The organism is Rhodovulum sp. 12E13, from assembly GCF_003340565.1.
Classification (GTDB): domain Bacteria; phylum Pseudomonadota; class Alphaproteobacteria; order Rhodobacterales; family Rhodobacteraceae; genus HLUCCA09.
Window position 1 is genome coordinate 46,250 of record NZ_QPLK01000006.1, and the last position, 13,690, is coordinate 59,939.

Genomic DNA, 13,690 nt, shown 5'->3' on the forward strand with positions numbered 1-13,690 from the left:
TCCGCCGCGGGTCTGGCGCGTGCCCTCAGCCCCGCCCGTCGCGGCCGCCGAGGGCGATCAGCTCACCGATGTTGTCGCGGGTGATGTAGCCCAGGAACACGCCCTGCCGGTCGACCACGGCCACCGCCGGCCGATTGTGCGCGTAGAGCGCGTCGAGCGCCTCGGTCAGCGGCGCGCCGAGGCCGATGGCGGGAATCTCGGTCTCCATCTCGCCGGCCACGCTCGCGCCGCGCCGCTCTTCGTTGACCGCCTTGAAGATGGCGTCGCGCGTCAGCACCCCCACGAGGCGCCCGCCCTCGCCGAGCACCGGAAACTCGTGCTGCGTGGTGCGCAGGAGGGCCGCGGCCGCGGCGCCCATCCGGTCGTCGGGGGCGAGGGCCTCGTAGCCGGTGATCATGGCCTCGCGGGCGGCGACGTTGCGCGCCATGTCGCGCAGCTGCACGTCAGACGCCTCCGAGGCGGCGGCGACGAAGATGAAGAGCGCGATCAGCAGCAGGATGGGCGAGCCGCCGAAGAGCCCGAGAAAGCCGAAGAGGAAGGCCATCGCCTGTCCCGCCCGCGCCGCCGCGCGGGTGGCGCGCAGTCGTCCGAGCGGGATCGACAGCAGCGCCCGGAAGACCCGGCCGCCGTCCATCGGGAAGGCCGGGATGAGGTTGAACACCACCAGGAAGAGGTTGACCGCCGCGAGCCGCCCCCAGAAGCCCGCCGCCGGATCCTCGATGTTCGCCAGCGCGTCGAGGTCGGGCGCGGCGCCGAAGACGAAGACGAGCACCGCCCAGATCACCACGTTCACCGCCGGCCCGGCGAGGGCGACGATCACCTCCTGCCAGGGGTCTTCCGGCATCCGCTCGAGCCGGGCGAGGCCGCCGATGGGCAACAGCGTGATGTCGGGCGTGGCGATGCCGAATCGGCGCGCGGTCAGCGCGTGGCCGAACTCGTGCGCCACGACGCATGCGAAGAGCGCCAGCACGAAGACCACGTTGACGACGGCGGCCTCGGGGCCGGCCGCCGCGTAGGCCGCCGCGCCGACCCAGGCGAGCAACAGAAAGAACGTCGCGTGGATCCGCAGGTCGGAGCCGAACAGGTGGCCGATGGAGAAGGACCAGGTCATGCTCGGTCAGTTGGCCCCGCGCGGGCCCCGGGCAAGGGGTGCGAGGCTGCCTGCCGCAGCGGGCGCGGATGCCCCCTGAGACGGGTCAGAACGGGATCTCGTCTTCCATGTCGCCGCCCGGGGCGTTGCCGCCGCCGCCCGGGCCGCCCCTGTCGTCGTAGCCGCCGCCGTAGCCGCCCGAGCGGTCGTCGCTCCAGCCGCCGCCACCGCCGCCGTAGCCGCCGCCACCGCCCTCGCCGCCGCGACTGTCGAGCAGCGTCAGCTCGCCCTTGTAGGGGCGCAGCACCACCTCGGTGGAATAGCGATCCTGGCCCGACTGGTCCTGCCACTTGCGGGTCTCGAGCTGACCCTCGAGATAGACCTTCGAGCCCTTGCGCAGATACTGCTCGGCGATGCGGGCCAGCGGCTCGGAAAAGATGGCGACCGAGTGCCACTCGGTCCGCTCGCGGCGCTCGCCGGTGTTGCGGTCCTTCCATTGCTCGGAGGTGGCGACGCGCAGGTTGCAGACCTTGCCGCCGTTCTGGAACGTCCGCACCTCGGGATCGCGGCCGAGATTGCCGACGATGATGACCTTGTTGACCGATCCGGCCATGACTGCGCCTCCTTGCCCCTTGGTGCGACTCGCCTCTCGCGCCCATCGTTAGCAGATGCGGCGCCCGAGGCCACGCCGTGCCGTGTCGCGGCACGCGATGCTCGCCAAGCGCGCCGCTTTCGGCTATCCCTCGAAGTAGGTGTGGTTGACGAACGAGGAAGCGCATGGCGGGAAGACCTGTGGCGCTCGCGCGCGCGGTAAGTGCATGTCTCCTGGCGGCCGGGGTTTCGGGGGCGCCGGGGCCCGTCCTGTCGGACACGACCGCCTCGTCGAAGTCTCGGGCGCAACTCTTCGCAAGCCAGACGCGCCTGCTCGACACCCGTGCGGCCACGCAATACGCCAACGCCGCGCGCCTCGCGCCGACCTCGATCGCGCCCGAGCCGGTCCCGCGCTTCGATGGCAGCTACCGGGGCGAGTTCCTGCCTGTGGCCCGCCGCGCCGCCCGCCAGCACGCCATCCCGGAGGATCTGTTCCTGCGTCTCGTGCAGGCCGAGAGCGCGTGGCGCCCGGCCGCCGTCTCGCACAAGGGCGCCATCGGGCTCGCGCAACTGATGCCGGGCACGGCCGCGCTGCTGCGCGTCGACCCGCGCGACCCCCGTCAGAACCTCGAGGGCGGCGCCCGCTATCTGCGGATGATGTATGACCGCTTCGGCACGTGGCGACTCGCGCTCGCGGCCTACAATGCCGGGCCGGGAGCGGTGGAAAGGCATGGCGGCATCCCGCCCTACCGCGAGACGCGCAACTATGTTCGCGTGATCCTCGGCGAGTGAGGGGGAAGGGGGCATTCTGCCCCCTGCGCGCGCCGCGGGCCCGAGGCCCGGTCTCTCGATCTCGTCGCCCCACCCGCGATCTTCCCGGCCACAACGACCGCCGTGCCCTGAGAGACGAGCCCCGGCATCGTGCCGCTGCCCGTCATCCTCTTTGCCGCCGTCGTCTTGGCCGCGCGCGGCCCGTCCGTGCCGCGGCCCGATGCTCCGGCCGACCTGTCCGCCCTGCCGGATCACCGGCACGCGGGAGCCGCCGGCCGCGGTCCGGGTGAGCCGGCACGCCCGCGCGGCAGATGCGCAGCAGCGGCACCGCCCCGAGGACACGGCCGCAGGGGAAACGCCGGAGGATACCGCGCGCGCCACGCCGCGCGGCGCGCGGCGGCAAGGGGGCGGGCCGCGTCCGGGGCCGCGGCGGTCCTCCGCCGGGGAGGGACGGATCGTCACCGGCCGGTTTGCACGCGCGGGCCGGAGGCATAGGTGTCGGCGTGGGCGGCGTCGCCGCCCTGTTCCGCAACCCGAAAGGAGCGACATGACCTTCGGACGTATCCTCGCCACCACGACCGCCACCGCCGCGCTCGCGCTGGCGCCCCTCGCCCCTGCCGTCGCGCAGGACGGCTCCGCCACCGGTTCCGCGCCCGAAAGCGGGGTGCAGGGCGGCGCCGACATGGCCGTGCCCGACGCGCTGCTCGACAGCTTCGTGACCGCCGCGCTCAGCGTCTCGTCGGTCGCGGAAGACTATCAGGGCCGCATGCAGGCCGCCGAGACCGACGCCGCGCGGCAGGATCTCGCGACCGAGGCGCGGCAGGAGATGATCTCGGCCGTCGAAGGCACCGACGGCATCACGGTCGAGGAATACGTCACCATTGCCGAGGCGGCGCAGACAGACGAAAGCCTGGCCTTGCGCTTGCAGGCGGAAGTTGACAGGCGGTCTGGCGCCGAGTGAGCGCTTCCGGCACGGATCGTCGACGCGGCGCTTGATCCGCGCGGCGATCCGTCCATGTTGGTGACGTGATGACGACATTCGCCGCACCTATCGCCCCGCCCTTCGCCCCTGGTTCCGTTCGCCTGCCGGTTGTCGGGGTCGCCCGCGCCGCGCGCGATGCCACCCTGGCCGCGCTCGTCGTGCTGTGCGCGACGGCGCTCGCCTGGGCAGAGATGGCCTTGCAGGACTGGATCCCGGCCGAGCTCGATTTTCCCGCCGACGCCCAGGTGGTGACCGATCGTGAGATCGGCTCGACCGTGCGGATGTTCTCGGTCGCGACCGGCGAGGAGACGGGACCGCTGCTGGAACGTTGGGAAGAGGCGCTGCGCACAAGCGGCTACGCCATCGAGCGCGAGAGCGAGGAGCTGGTCGAGGGGTCGATCGAGTTCTCCGGCCCCGGCATCGCCAATGCCAAGATCGTCGCAAACCGCGTCGCCGAAGACGGCCAGACCCTCATCGAGTTCGACGCGACGCTGGATTGAGCCCCGCGCCTGCGCTCCCGGCCAGCCGATCGGTCGCGGTCCCTTACATCCTCGCGATCGACCCCCTCACTTGCTCTTGGCGCCGGCCCTGAGCAGGCAGACCTCGCCTCGGAGGTCGTGCCCTTCCGGCCGGATCATTTCACCACCGCGCGCATGCCTGCTGCGCGTCTGCTCCGGGGCCGCGCGCTCGTCGTGCCGAGTCTGCCATCGGGACCCACCTGGTGGAGGTGCCTGCCGCGTAGGGGTGGCCTGCCGCCTTGCCTTCGCCATCCCCCGCCGTGTGGTGCGCAAGTTGCGCCAGTGCCGGACAGGTCCGAAAAGAGCGTGAGTTGGCGGCGATGCTCGGGCCGCCCGCGACGTGCTCTGAAAGCACTGGCCCGGGCCGTCACTCGGCCGCGATCTTGATCACCGGCTGCATCTGGTCGAGTTCCGCCTGCGGCAGGTGACACTTGATCTGGTGCCCCTCGGAGAGCGTCACCATCGGCGGCACTTCGGTGTCGCAGAGATTGCCCGGCACCTTCGACTTCCAGCGGCAGCGCGTCTGGAAAGGGCAGCCCGGCGGCGGGTTCATCGCCGAGGGGATCTCGCCCTCGAGCACGATATGCTCCTTGGATACGGAGGTGTCGGCGATTGGCACCGCCGAAAGCAGCGCCTCGGTGTAGGGGTGGTAGGGCGGCGTGAAGACCTGGTCGGTCGAGCCGATCTCGACCACGTGGCCCAGATACATCACCATCACCCGGTCGGAGAGGTAGCGCACGATCGACAGGTCGTGGCTGATGAACAAGAGCGTGGTCTTCTCCTTGCGCTGGATCTCCATCAGCAGGTCGGTGACGGCGGCCTGCACGCTCACGTCGAGCGCCGAGACCGGCTCGTCGGCCACCACCACCTTGGCGCCGCCGGCGAAGGCGCGGGCGATGCCCACCCGCTGCTTCTGTCCACCCGAGAGCTGCCGGGGCATCCGGTCGGCGAACTCGCGCGGCAGCTTCACGAGGTCGAGCAGCTCCAGCATCCGCTCGCGCCGCTCGGCCACCGTGCCGCCGTAGCCGAAGATCTCCAGCGCCCGGATGATCTGCGCGCCCACGGTCATCGAGGGGTTCAGCGTGTCGAACGGGTTCTGGAACACCATCTGCACCGACGAGATGGTGCCCGTGTCGCGCGCCTCGATCGGCACGTCGCCGATCGACCTGTTCTCGAGCGTGATCGTGCCGTCGGTCGCCGTCTCCAGCCCCATCAGCACCTTGGCGAAGGTCGACTTGCCACACCCCGACTCGCCGACGATGGCCAGCGTCTCGCCCTCGCGCGCCTCGAAGCTGATCGTCTCGTTGGCCTTGACCACCTTCTTGTGGCCGCCGCCGAACAGGGCGTTGGCACTGACCTCGTAGTATTTCTTCAGCTCGTCGATCTTCAGCACCGGATCCCCGATGCGGCCTCCCTCGTGGGTGTCGGCCAGTTCCACCGGCGCGTTCCAGTCGATCTCGGAGAAGCGCACGCAGCGCGTCTCGTGACGGTCGTCGCCCTCGACCGTGTACATGGGGATCTCGCCCTTGTCGCAGCGCCCCGCCTCGAAATAGTCGCACCGGGGGCCGAAGTTGCAGCCCGGCGGGCGCTCGTGCGGCAACGGAAAGTTACCGGGGATCGCGCGCAGGGGGCGGGCGTTCTTGTCGGCGCCGGGCAGCGGGATCGAGCGGAAGAGCGCCTGCGTGTAGGGGTGGCGCATCTTGTCGAACACGTCCTCGATAGAGCCCGTCTCGACCGCCTCGCCCGAATACATCACGCAGATCCGGTCGCAGGTCTCGAGCACGAGCCCGAGATTGTGCGAGATGAACAGCATCGAGGTGCCGTATTTCTCGCCCAGCGCCTTCACGAGATCGACGACGGCCGCCTCCACCGTCACGTCGAGGGCGGTGGTGGGCTCGTCGAGGATCAGCAGCGACGGCTTCGACATCAGCGCCATGGCGATGACGATGCGCTGCTGCTGCCCGCCCGACAGCTGGTGGGGGAAGGACTTGAGAATGCGCTCGGGGTCGGGCAGGCGCACGTCGCTCACCACCTCCAGCGCACGCTGCCAGGCCTCCTTCTCGCCGAGCCCCTCGTGGATCATCGGCACTTCCATGAGCTGCTTGCCGATCTTCATGGCGGGGTTCAGCGAGGCCATGGGTTCCTGGTAGATCATGGCGATCTCGCGACCGCGGATCCTGCGCAGCTGGTCGTCGTTCATCTCGTTCAGGTCGCGCCCCTTGAACCTGATCGAGCCGCCCACGATTCTCCCGTTCACGCCGAGGTCCTGCATCACGCCGAGCGCCACGGTGGACTTGCCGCAGCCCGACTCGCCCACGAGTCCCATCGCCTCGCCCGGCTGCACCACGGTCGAGAAGTCCATCACCGCGGGGATCTCGCGCAGGCGCGTGAAGAACGAGATCGAGAGGTTCTCGATCTCGAGGATGGGACCGTCGTAATCGGGGGTGGCCATGGCGTGCTCCTCGGCGGGCGGTGGCTCTTGGTGCAAGGGGCGGACCGGGGGTTTTGCATCCCCGGACCCCCGCAGGATATTTTCAGCAAGAAGAAGGGGCTGGCGCTCGCGCTCCAGTCTTCTTCTTGCTCGAAATATCCCGGGGGGTCCGGGGGGCTGGCCCCCCGGTCCTGTCGGTCGTGGTCGGGCGGGGCGGCCTGTGCATGGTCAGTCCCTCAGGCTCTCTTCGCGCAGGCCGTCGGCCAGCAGATTGAGCCCCAGCACCAGCGTCATCAGGGCCACGGCGGGCACGATGGCGGGGTGGGGGTAGATCGACAGCAGCCGCCGGCCGTCGTTGATCGTCGTGCCCCAGTCGGGGGACTCGGGCGGCAGGCCGAGGCCGAAGAAGCCCAGCGTGCCGAGCAGGATCGTGGTGTAGCCGATGCGCAGGCAGAAATCGACGATCAGCGGCCCGCGCGCGTTGGGCAGGATCTCCCACAGCATGGTGTACCACGGGCCCTCGCCGCGGGTCTGGGCGGCGGCGACATAGTCGCGCGTCTTCACGTCGAGGGCGATGCCGCGCACGATCCGGAACACGGTGGGCGAGTTCACGAACACCACCGCGACGAAGACGATCAGGATGCCGCCGGGAATGTCGAAGAGGTCGAGCGCGTCGGGCCAGAAGTCGATCGGCGTGCGGTCCTGGCTGATGAGCGACAGGTAGAGCAGGCCGCCGATCCCCGCGATCCCGGCGAGGTACACCTTCTGCTTGGCAGGCTGGGTGTAGAAGCGCGAGTTGAACAGCACGCCGAGGAAGATGAGCGGGAACAGGAACAGCACCATCGCCATGAACGAGGGCAGCCCCGTCTGCACGATCTCGGGGGTCACCAGCAGGTAGAAGAGCAGGATGACGGGGAAGGCGAGGATCAGGTTGGCGAGGAACGACAGCACCGTGTCGAGCCGCCCGCCGTAATAGGCCGCCGGCAGGCCCAGCGTGATGCCGACCATGAACGCGAACAGGGTGGCGAGCGGCGCGATCTGCATCACCACGGTGGAGCCCGCCACCATGCGGCTGAACACGTCGCGCGCGAGGTTGTCGCCGCCGAGCAGGTAGTAGGCGCCGCCTTCGGTGCCCTCCGGCACCGGGCTGCCGGGGACGGCGTTCTTCAGCCCCGAGACCTGCGCGAGCGGGTCGTGGGTGACGATGCCGTCGGCGAAGATCGCGGTGAAGACCCAGAACAGCACCAGAGCGAATCCGATCATGCCAATCGTGGAATCGAACAGCTTGCCGTAGAGGCCAAGCCGCCGCTTGAAGGCGATCGACGCCGCGAAGACCGCGACCATCCCGATCCAGACAGGCGTGAACTGGACGAACACCTGGGCGGCGATGGCGCCCCAGCCGAGCGGTTCCATGTCAGTCGCTCCTCACGAGATCCGGATGCGGGGGTTGAGGTAGACGTAGCCGATATCCGAGATCAGCTGCGTCACCAGCACGACGATGACCGAGACGACCGAGACCGCGAGCAGCAGCTCGATGTCGTTGTTGCCGGCCGCCTGCACCAGGGTCCAGCCGAAGCCCTTGTAGTTGAACAGCGTCTCGACGATCACGACGCCGTTCAGCAGCCAGGGGAACTGCAGCATGATCACCGTGAAGGGAGCGATCAGCGCGTTCCTCAGCGCGTGCTTCATCACGATGTTGCGGAAGCTCACGCCCTTCAGCCGCGCGGTGCGGATGTACTGCGCGGTCATCACCTCGGTCATCGAGGCCCGCGTCATCCGCGCGATGTAGCCCATGCCGTAGAGGGCGATGGTGACGACCGGCAGCGTGAAGTTCTGGAACGTCACGTTCTCCATCGCGCTCGTCGCGGTGCCGTTGAACCATCGCAGGCCCACGGCCGACGAGGCGAAGACGGCGATCAGGATGACGCCCGAGACGTATTCGGGCGTGGCGGTGGAGATGATCGAGACGGTCGAGAGCGAACGGTCGGTGCGCGACCCCTCGCGCATGCCCGCCAGCACCCCGATCAGCAGCGCCATCGGCACCATCACCACCATCACCCAGAACATCAGGATGCCGGTCAGGCCGAGGCGGGTCGAGATGATCTCGCCCACAGGGGCGCGGAACACGGTCGACCATCCCCAGTTGCCCTGCAGGACCCCGCAGAAGGCCGGCGGCGCCTCGCCCTCGGCCAGCGGCGGCATCCCCTCCGCCGTGCAGCGGCCCACCGGCTCGCCCTGCGACGTCTCGCCCACCCATCCCGGCAGAACCCCGAGCCACTCGCCGTAACGCACGAACACGGGTCGGTCGTAGCCGCGGTTGGCGAGCCAGATCTCCACCTGCTCGTCGGTCATCCGCATGTTGCCTTGCGTCTTCGCCAGCTTCTCGAGGTTGGGCTGGAGGTTCGTCAGGAAGAAGACGACGAAGGTCAGGCAGAGAATGGTCAGGAGCATCACGCCGAGACGGCGCAGGATGAACAGGGCCATGGGCACTCCTGTCGGTAGGGCGGCCGCGTGGGGCGCGGCCCCCGGTCAGGGGGGCGAACGGGCGGCCGGGGCGTGGTGCCCCGGCCGCCCGGCCGCGTCAGGAGGCGAAGCCGAAGCTGTAGAGATGGAACTCGTGCGACGGGTGCTTCTCGGCGTTCACGACGTTGCCGTTGTGATGATTGTAGAGCGACCGCCAGTAGGGCTGGATGATGACCGCGTCGTCGCGCATCTTCTGCTCGATCTTGGCCATCACCTCGCGCCGCGCGTCGGCGTCGGCGATCGACAGGGCTTCGGCCATCAGCGCGTCGAACTCGGGGCTGGCATAGGCGCTCTCGTTCCACGCCTCGCCCGAGCGGTAGGCCAGCGCCATGACCTGCACGCCGAGGGGCCGGTGGTTCCAGCTGGTGGCGCTGAACGGGTATTTCGTCCAGTCGTTCCAGAAGGTGGCGCCGGGCAGAACCGTGTGGCGGATGTTGATGCCCGCGTCGCGGATCTGCGCGGCAACGGCTGCGCCCGAGTTGCGCTCCCACTCGTCGTCGACGGTGATCAGCTCGTGCTCGAAATCGGCGAACTCGCTCGCGTCCATCATCTCCTTCGCCGTGGCCGGGTCGAAGGGCGCGGGGCCGATATCGGCATAGGCGGGGTGGATCGGGCAGACATGGTGGTTTTCCGCCACCGTGCCGCGATCGGAATAGCCGAGCTCGAGCACGGTCGCGTTGTCGACGGCCAGAGCCAGCGCCTTGCGCACGTCGACATTGGCGTAGGGCACGCGGCCGCCGACCTCGGCGACCTGGTTGGTGCGGAAGACGAGCGTGGCGGCGGTGACCGTCTCGGTGCGGGTCCAGCCGATGCCGTCGAGGATGTCGATGAAATCGCCGACGGATTCATAGAGCAGGTCGACTTCGCCCGATTCGGCGGCCGCCAGCCACGCGGCCGGGTCGGTGCCGTAGTCGATGAACTCGATCCGGTCGAGATAGGGGCCGCCATAGACCTCGGTGCCCCACCAGGTGTGGTCGGTCGCGCGCTCGATCACAGCGCGCACGCCCACTTCCATCTCGACGGGGCGGAACGGTCCGGTGCCGATGCCGTGGTCGAAGACGTCGCCGCCGTCGTAGCTCGCATGGGTGATCGCGGCCGGGTAGTCCGACATGTTGGCGATCACCGAGATGTCGGGCGACGACAGGTTGAGCCGCACGGTCAGGTCGTCGACCACCTCGACCGAGCCCTCGCGGGCCTGGCCGGTGTCGGGGTCGATCAGGCCGGTCATGCGCGCGGCCATCGAGTTGTCTTCCATCGCGGTGTCGCACCAGCCGCGGATGTTGCGCGCCACGTCCTCGGCGGTGAAGGGGTCGCCGTTGTTCCAGGTCACGCCGGGCCGGACGTTGAGGATGTATTGCGTCGCGTCCTCGTTGGCCTCCCAGCTTTCCAGCAGCATGCCCCGGAACGAGCCGTCGCGCTGGTATTCGACGAGATACTCGAGGAATCCGCGCGACTGGTTGCCGACCTCGGACCAGTCGTAGGCGCGCGGCTCCTTCATCGCCTTCACGCTGGTCTGGATGCGCAGCGTCCCGCCCTGCACCGGCGTCTGCTGCGCCTGCGCGGGCCGGGGCACGCCGATCAGCGCGTAGGCGCCTGCCGCCGTCACGCCGAGCGCGGTGGCCCGGGTCAGGAACTCCCTGCGGCTCAGCTTTCCGGCCAGGTGCTCGCGGGCGTACATCTCCGCACCGGGGTGCACGCGCCGCCCCGTGTCGATCGACTTCGTCATGGTTCTCTCCCTGTCACCAACTGTCCTGGACAGTCTCGCATGTTGCCGGCCCGGGCCGGAAACCCCGCACGCCGACCGCAGGGCGGATCTCCGCCGCGTCGCGCAGGGTATCGACAGGTATTCGGCCCCATTAACGGCCGGGCGTCAACCGCCGCGATTGGCGACGCGAGGTCTGGAAACGACGGGTCGATGCGACAAAAACGACATCGGCACGCCTCTGCCGGGCCCGCGCCACGGGCGGCAGAGGGGCGCGCGACCGGGGCTGCACGGGGCGATCACGCGGCCGAGCGGAACTGCGTCGGCGTCTGCCCGGTGCGGTTCTGGAAGGCGCGGGTGAAATAGGCCGCCGAGCCGTAGCCGAGGATCTGCGCCACCTGCTTGACCGGCAGCGTCGTCTCGGCGAGCAGCCGCCGCGCCTCGAAGGTCACCCGGTCGGCGAGGATGTCGGAGGCCGAGCGCCCGCAGGTCTCGCGGCAGACGCGGGAGAGGTGGGTCGGCGTGACGCCGAGCGCCTCGGCGTAGTCGCCCACGCCCTGGCCGGTGTAGAGTTGCGCCTCCACCGCCTCGGTAAAGCGGCGCACCAGCCGCAGGCTGGCCGTGTCGGGGCGCGCGTCGTCGGCCACGGCGATCTGCCGGTCGAGCCAGACCGACATGAGCCCGGCGTGGTGGTGGATGGCGCGTGCGCGCAGCGGGCGGTCGCCCTCGATCTCGCGGCCGAGCTGCTCGAGAATCGTCGTGATCTCGCCCTGCGCCATCGCATCGCGCACCCGCAGGTGGACCGGGTGTCCGGGAAGGGGAAGGCTCGGCGCCTCCTCGAAGAAGACCGCCGTGCCGTAGACCTGCGCCGTGACCTCGAAGCCGTGCATCGTGCGGGGCGGCACGAAGACGGCGTTGTGCGCGCCGTAGCCGCGGGTGAAACCGGCGACCGTGATCCGGCCCTGCCCGCGGGTGAACCACAGCATCAGCGGCATCCGGTAGGAGCGCATCGCCTCGGTCCGCCAGCGCCCGCCCTTGGCCAGCGCCTGCAACGGCACGAGGCGCAGCGTGCCCTCGGGCGGCTGCGGGGTGAGCAGCGTGCCGGTGGGCCGCGCCCCCTCGGGCGGGCGGGGCGAGGCGCCCGAGGCGAGCGGACGGGCGGGCCGTGCCGGCGCGCGGCCGGCGGGGGGCGCCGCCCGCACAGGTGCCGCCTGTCGCCGCGGCGCGTCGGCCGGGCTCGGCTCCGCCGGGGCGGCGGTGTCCGAGACCGGCCCCGCCTTTTCGGCGGCTGGGTGTTGCTCGCCGCCGGTCGGCGCGGCAGTGGCGCTCCGATCCGGGTCGCGGCCGGCGCCGCCGTCGAGGTCGGCCGCCCCGCCGCTCGGCGTCTCCGCCTCGCGGCGGATCTGCACAGGCTGGGCGCCCTCGCCCGAAAGGTCGGTGGAATCCGACCCGACGCCGGGAGCGGCGAGCGACTGGGCGGCCGGCGCGACCGCCGGCGACGCTCGGTCATCTGCCGGGTCCGCCGGCGTTTCGGGCGTGCCTTCGCCGGCCCCTTCCACGTCTCGCCGGGCCTGCGGGGGCGGGACCGGCATCTGCGAACGGGAGGCGGGCGCCGGGGCCTGCAGCGACTCCGCCGAAGGGGCGGGCGGGCGCGCGAGGGCGCGGGCGCCCGGCGCCCTGAAGATCCCCGGACGCGGCGGGCGGCCCTCGAAACCGGCGGGTTCCTCGGCCATGCCCCGCGCCTCGGCATCGCGCGGCTCCCGGACGCTCCCGGCGGCCGGTTCTTCCGGCGCGGGGGAGGCAGCCCCGGGGGTAGCGGGCCGACCCGCCGCGCCGGAGCTCTCGCGCGACGGTCTCCGCTCCCGCGCAGCCGCGTCGTCGCGCGGCGGCTCCGCGCGGCGGGCGGCGGCGCGGTCGGCGAAGGACCGGGCAGAGAACAGCGAGCGCATGGGCGACCTCCGGTCGGTTCGGGGCGGGCTGGCCAGTCGGCGCGGGGGGCGCGCCGGGCGGCCGGCGTCGAAACCCGTGCAAGGTCTCCCCAAGAGCGCGTCGCATCAAGCCCGAATCACTCCGGAGACCTCCATGCGCGGAAAGGTGCGGCGCCGGTGCCCCGGCCTCGGCCATCGCGTGCCGGTGCCACCTCATGGCATCGCCAGCCGGTCCCAGCCCTTCATCCGGGCGCGGAACCATGTCCGCTGCCGCTTCGCATAGCGCCGTGTGGCCACGATCGCGGCTTCGCGCGCCGCCTCGAGCGTGATCTCGCCGCGCAGATGCGCGACGAGTTCCGCGGCGCCTATGGCCCGGTCGCCCGGGCGGCGCGGGGTCCAGCCGGGCAGGGCGGCGCGCACTTCCTCGAGCGCCCCGCCCGCGAGCATCGCGTCGAAGCGGGCGGCAAGCCGGGGGGTCAGCCGCTCCTTCGGCGCCTCGATCACGAAGGTCGCGACGCGCTCGGGCGGCAGAAGCGGCGGCGGCGTCGCATCCTGCCATCGGGCGAGGCCCCGGCCCGTGGCGCGCAGCACCTCCCAGGCGCGCCGCAGCCGGGCAGGGTTCGCGCTGTCGATCCGCGCCAGGGTTTCGGCGTCGAGGCCCGCCCGCAGCGCCTCGGGCGACAACGCCTCCGCCTCCGCCCGCACCTCTGCCGGCACCTCGGGGATCTCCGCCAGCCCCTCGGTCGCCGCGGTGAGGTAGAGGCCGGTGCCGCCCACGACGATGGGCCGCTCCGGCCCGGATAGAACCGGCGCCACCTCGCGCAGCCAGTGGCCGACCGAATAGGGCGCGGTGCGCGCCACGTGCCCGTACAGCGCGTGGGGAACGCGCCTCTCCTCCCCGGGCCCCGGCCGGGCCGTCAGCACCCGCCAGTGCGCGTAGACCTGAAGCGCGTCGGCGTTGACGACCACGCCGCCCGCCCGCTCGGCCAGCGCGAGCGCGAGGCCCGACTTGCCCGAGGCCGTCGGACCCGCGATGATCACCGGCCGGTCGGCCGGTACGGCGGCCAGCGCGGGCGGGAGGTCTGGCGGCCGGTCCTGCGGCCGATCTTCGGGCGAGGGCACGCACGCTCCTTGACGGTTGAAGCCCACGCGCT

At 71.0% G+C, this 13,690-nt stretch carries 11 protein-coding genes; 3 read left to right on the plus strand and 8 right to left on the minus strand.

All coding sequences use genetic code 11. The annotated features are described in order from the left end of the window. Positions 1–25 precede the first annotated feature (25 nt). Together DLJ49_RS07150 and ssb are read right to left on the minus strand one after the other, a co-directional pair. Positions 26–1,111 carry a site-2 protease family protein gene (locus DLJ49_RS07150; protein ID WP_115392855.1) on the minus strand — a complete coding sequence of 362 codons (1,086 nt, stop codon included), beginning with the start codon at positions 1,109–1,111 and terminating at the stop codon, positions 26–28. A gap of 85 nt (positions 1,112–1,196) precedes the next feature. Beyond that, positions 1,197–1,703 (minus strand): single-stranded DNA-binding protein, encoded by a 507-nt coding sequence (gene ssb, locus DLJ49_RS07155; RefSeq protein WP_115392856.1) that lies wholly within the window; start codon positions 1,701–1,703, stop codon positions 1,197–1,199. Positions 1,704–1,867: 164 nt separating this feature from the next. Between ssb and DLJ49_RS07160 the strand changes: the two genes are divergently transcribed. The 3 genes from DLJ49_RS07160 (at position 1,868) to DLJ49_RS07170 (ending at position 3,934) form a co-directional block, all read left to right on the plus strand. Next, the gene (locus tag DLJ49_RS07160) at positions 1,868–2,473 is read left to right on the plus strand and encodes a lytic transglycosylase domain-containing protein (RefSeq protein ID WP_115392857.1); all 606 of its coding nucleotides are present in this window, start codon (positions 1,868–1,870) and stop codon (positions 2,471–2,473) included. Between the two features lie 526 nt (positions 2,474–2,999). Beyond that, complete coding sequence (locus DLJ49_RS07165) at positions 3,000–3,413, plus strand: DUF4168 domain-containing protein (RefSeq protein WP_115392858.1); 414 nt, start codon at positions 3,000–3,002, stop codon at positions 3,411–3,413. Positions 3,414–3,481: 68 nt separating this feature from the next. Continuing rightward, positions 3,482–3,934, plus strand: a complete 453-nt coding sequence (locus tag DLJ49_RS07170) for a hypothetical protein (RefSeq protein WP_115392859.1) — start codon at positions 3,482–3,484, stop codon at positions 3,932–3,934. A gap of 385 nt (positions 3,935–4,319) precedes the next feature. Here the strand turns inward: DLJ49_RS07170 and DLJ49_RS07175 are convergent, their stop codons facing one another. From DLJ49_RS07175 to miaA, 6 genes are all read right to left on the minus strand, one after another. Continuing rightward, positions 4,320–6,404 (minus strand): dipeptide ABC transporter ATP-binding protein, encoded by a 2,085-nt coding sequence (locus tag DLJ49_RS07175; RefSeq protein ID WP_115392860.1) that lies wholly within the window; start codon positions 6,402–6,404, stop codon positions 4,320–4,322. Between the two features lie 207 nt (positions 6,405–6,611). After that, on the minus strand, positions 6,612–7,796 hold the full coding sequence (locus tag DLJ49_RS07180; protein ID WP_115392861.1) for an ABC transporter permease: 1,185 nt from the start codon (positions 7,794–7,796) through the stop codon (positions 6,612–6,614). Between the two features lie 12 nt (positions 7,797–7,808). Continuing rightward, positions 7,809–8,867: an ABC transporter permease gene (locus DLJ49_RS07185; RefSeq protein WP_115392862.1), complete on the minus strand. Its 1,059-nt coding sequence runs from the start codon at positions 8,865–8,867 to the stop codon at positions 7,809–7,811. Positions 8,868–8,964: 97 nt separating this feature from the next. Further along, positions 8,965–10,632, minus strand: coding sequence for an ABC transporter substrate-binding protein (locus DLJ49_RS07190; RefSeq protein ID WP_115392863.1), 1,668 nt, complete (start codon positions 10,630–10,632; stop codon positions 8,965–8,967). Positions 10,633–10,907: 275 nt separating this feature from the next. Then, positions 10,908–12,200: an AraC family transcriptional regulator gene (locus tag DLJ49_RS22370; protein ID WP_233488823.1), complete on the minus strand. Its 1,293-nt coding sequence runs from the start codon at positions 12,198–12,200 to the stop codon at positions 10,908–10,910. Positions 12,201–12,749: 549 nt separating this feature from the next. Next, on the minus strand, positions 12,750–13,658 hold the full coding sequence (gene miaA / locus DLJ49_RS07200) for a tRNA (adenosine(37)-N6)-dimethylallyltransferase MiaA (protein WP_115392864.1): 909 nt from the start codon (positions 13,656–13,658) through the stop codon (positions 12,750–12,752). Between the last annotated feature and the right edge of the window lie 32 nt (positions 13,659–13,690).

Excerpts from the sequence above, each read along its gene's own strand:
- DLJ49_RS07150 (WP_115392855.1), bottom strand. The coding sequence starts at position 1,111 with ATGACCTGGTCCTTCTCCATCGGCCACCTGTTCGGCTCCGACCTGCGG.
- ssb (WP_115392856.1), bottom strand. The coding sequence starts at position 1,703 with ATGGCCGGATCGGTCAACAAGGTCATCATCGTCGGCAATCTCGGCCGC.
- DLJ49_RS07160 (WP_115392857.1), top strand. The coding sequence starts at position 1,868 with ATGGCGGGAAGACCTGTGGCGCTCGCGCGCGCGGTAAGTGCATGTCTC.
- DLJ49_RS07165 (WP_115392858.1), top strand. The coding sequence starts at position 3,000 with ATGACCTTCGGACGTATCCTCGCCACCACGACCGCCACCGCCGCGCTC.
- DLJ49_RS07170 (WP_115392859.1), top strand. The coding sequence starts at position 3,482 with ATGACGACATTCGCCGCACCTATCGCCCCGCCCTTCGCCCCTGGTTCC.
- DLJ49_RS07175 (WP_115392860.1), bottom strand. The coding sequence starts at position 6,404 with ATGGCCACCCCCGATTACGACGGTCCCATCCTCGAGATCGAGAACCTC.
- DLJ49_RS07180 (WP_115392861.1), bottom strand. The coding sequence starts at position 7,796 with ATGGAACCGCTCGGCTGGGGCGCCATCGCCGCCCAGGTGTTCGTCCAG.
- DLJ49_RS07185 (WP_115392862.1), bottom strand. The coding sequence starts at position 8,867 with ATGGCCCTGTTCATCCTGCGCCGTCTCGGCGTGATGCTCCTGACCATT.
- DLJ49_RS07190 (WP_115392863.1), bottom strand. The coding sequence starts at position 10,632 with ATGACGAAGTCGATCGACACGGGGCGGCGCGTGCACCCCGGTGCGGAG.
- DLJ49_RS22370 (WP_233488823.1), bottom strand. The coding sequence starts at position 12,200 with ATGCCGGTCCCGCCCCCGCAGGCCCGGCGAGACGTGGAAGGGGCCGGC.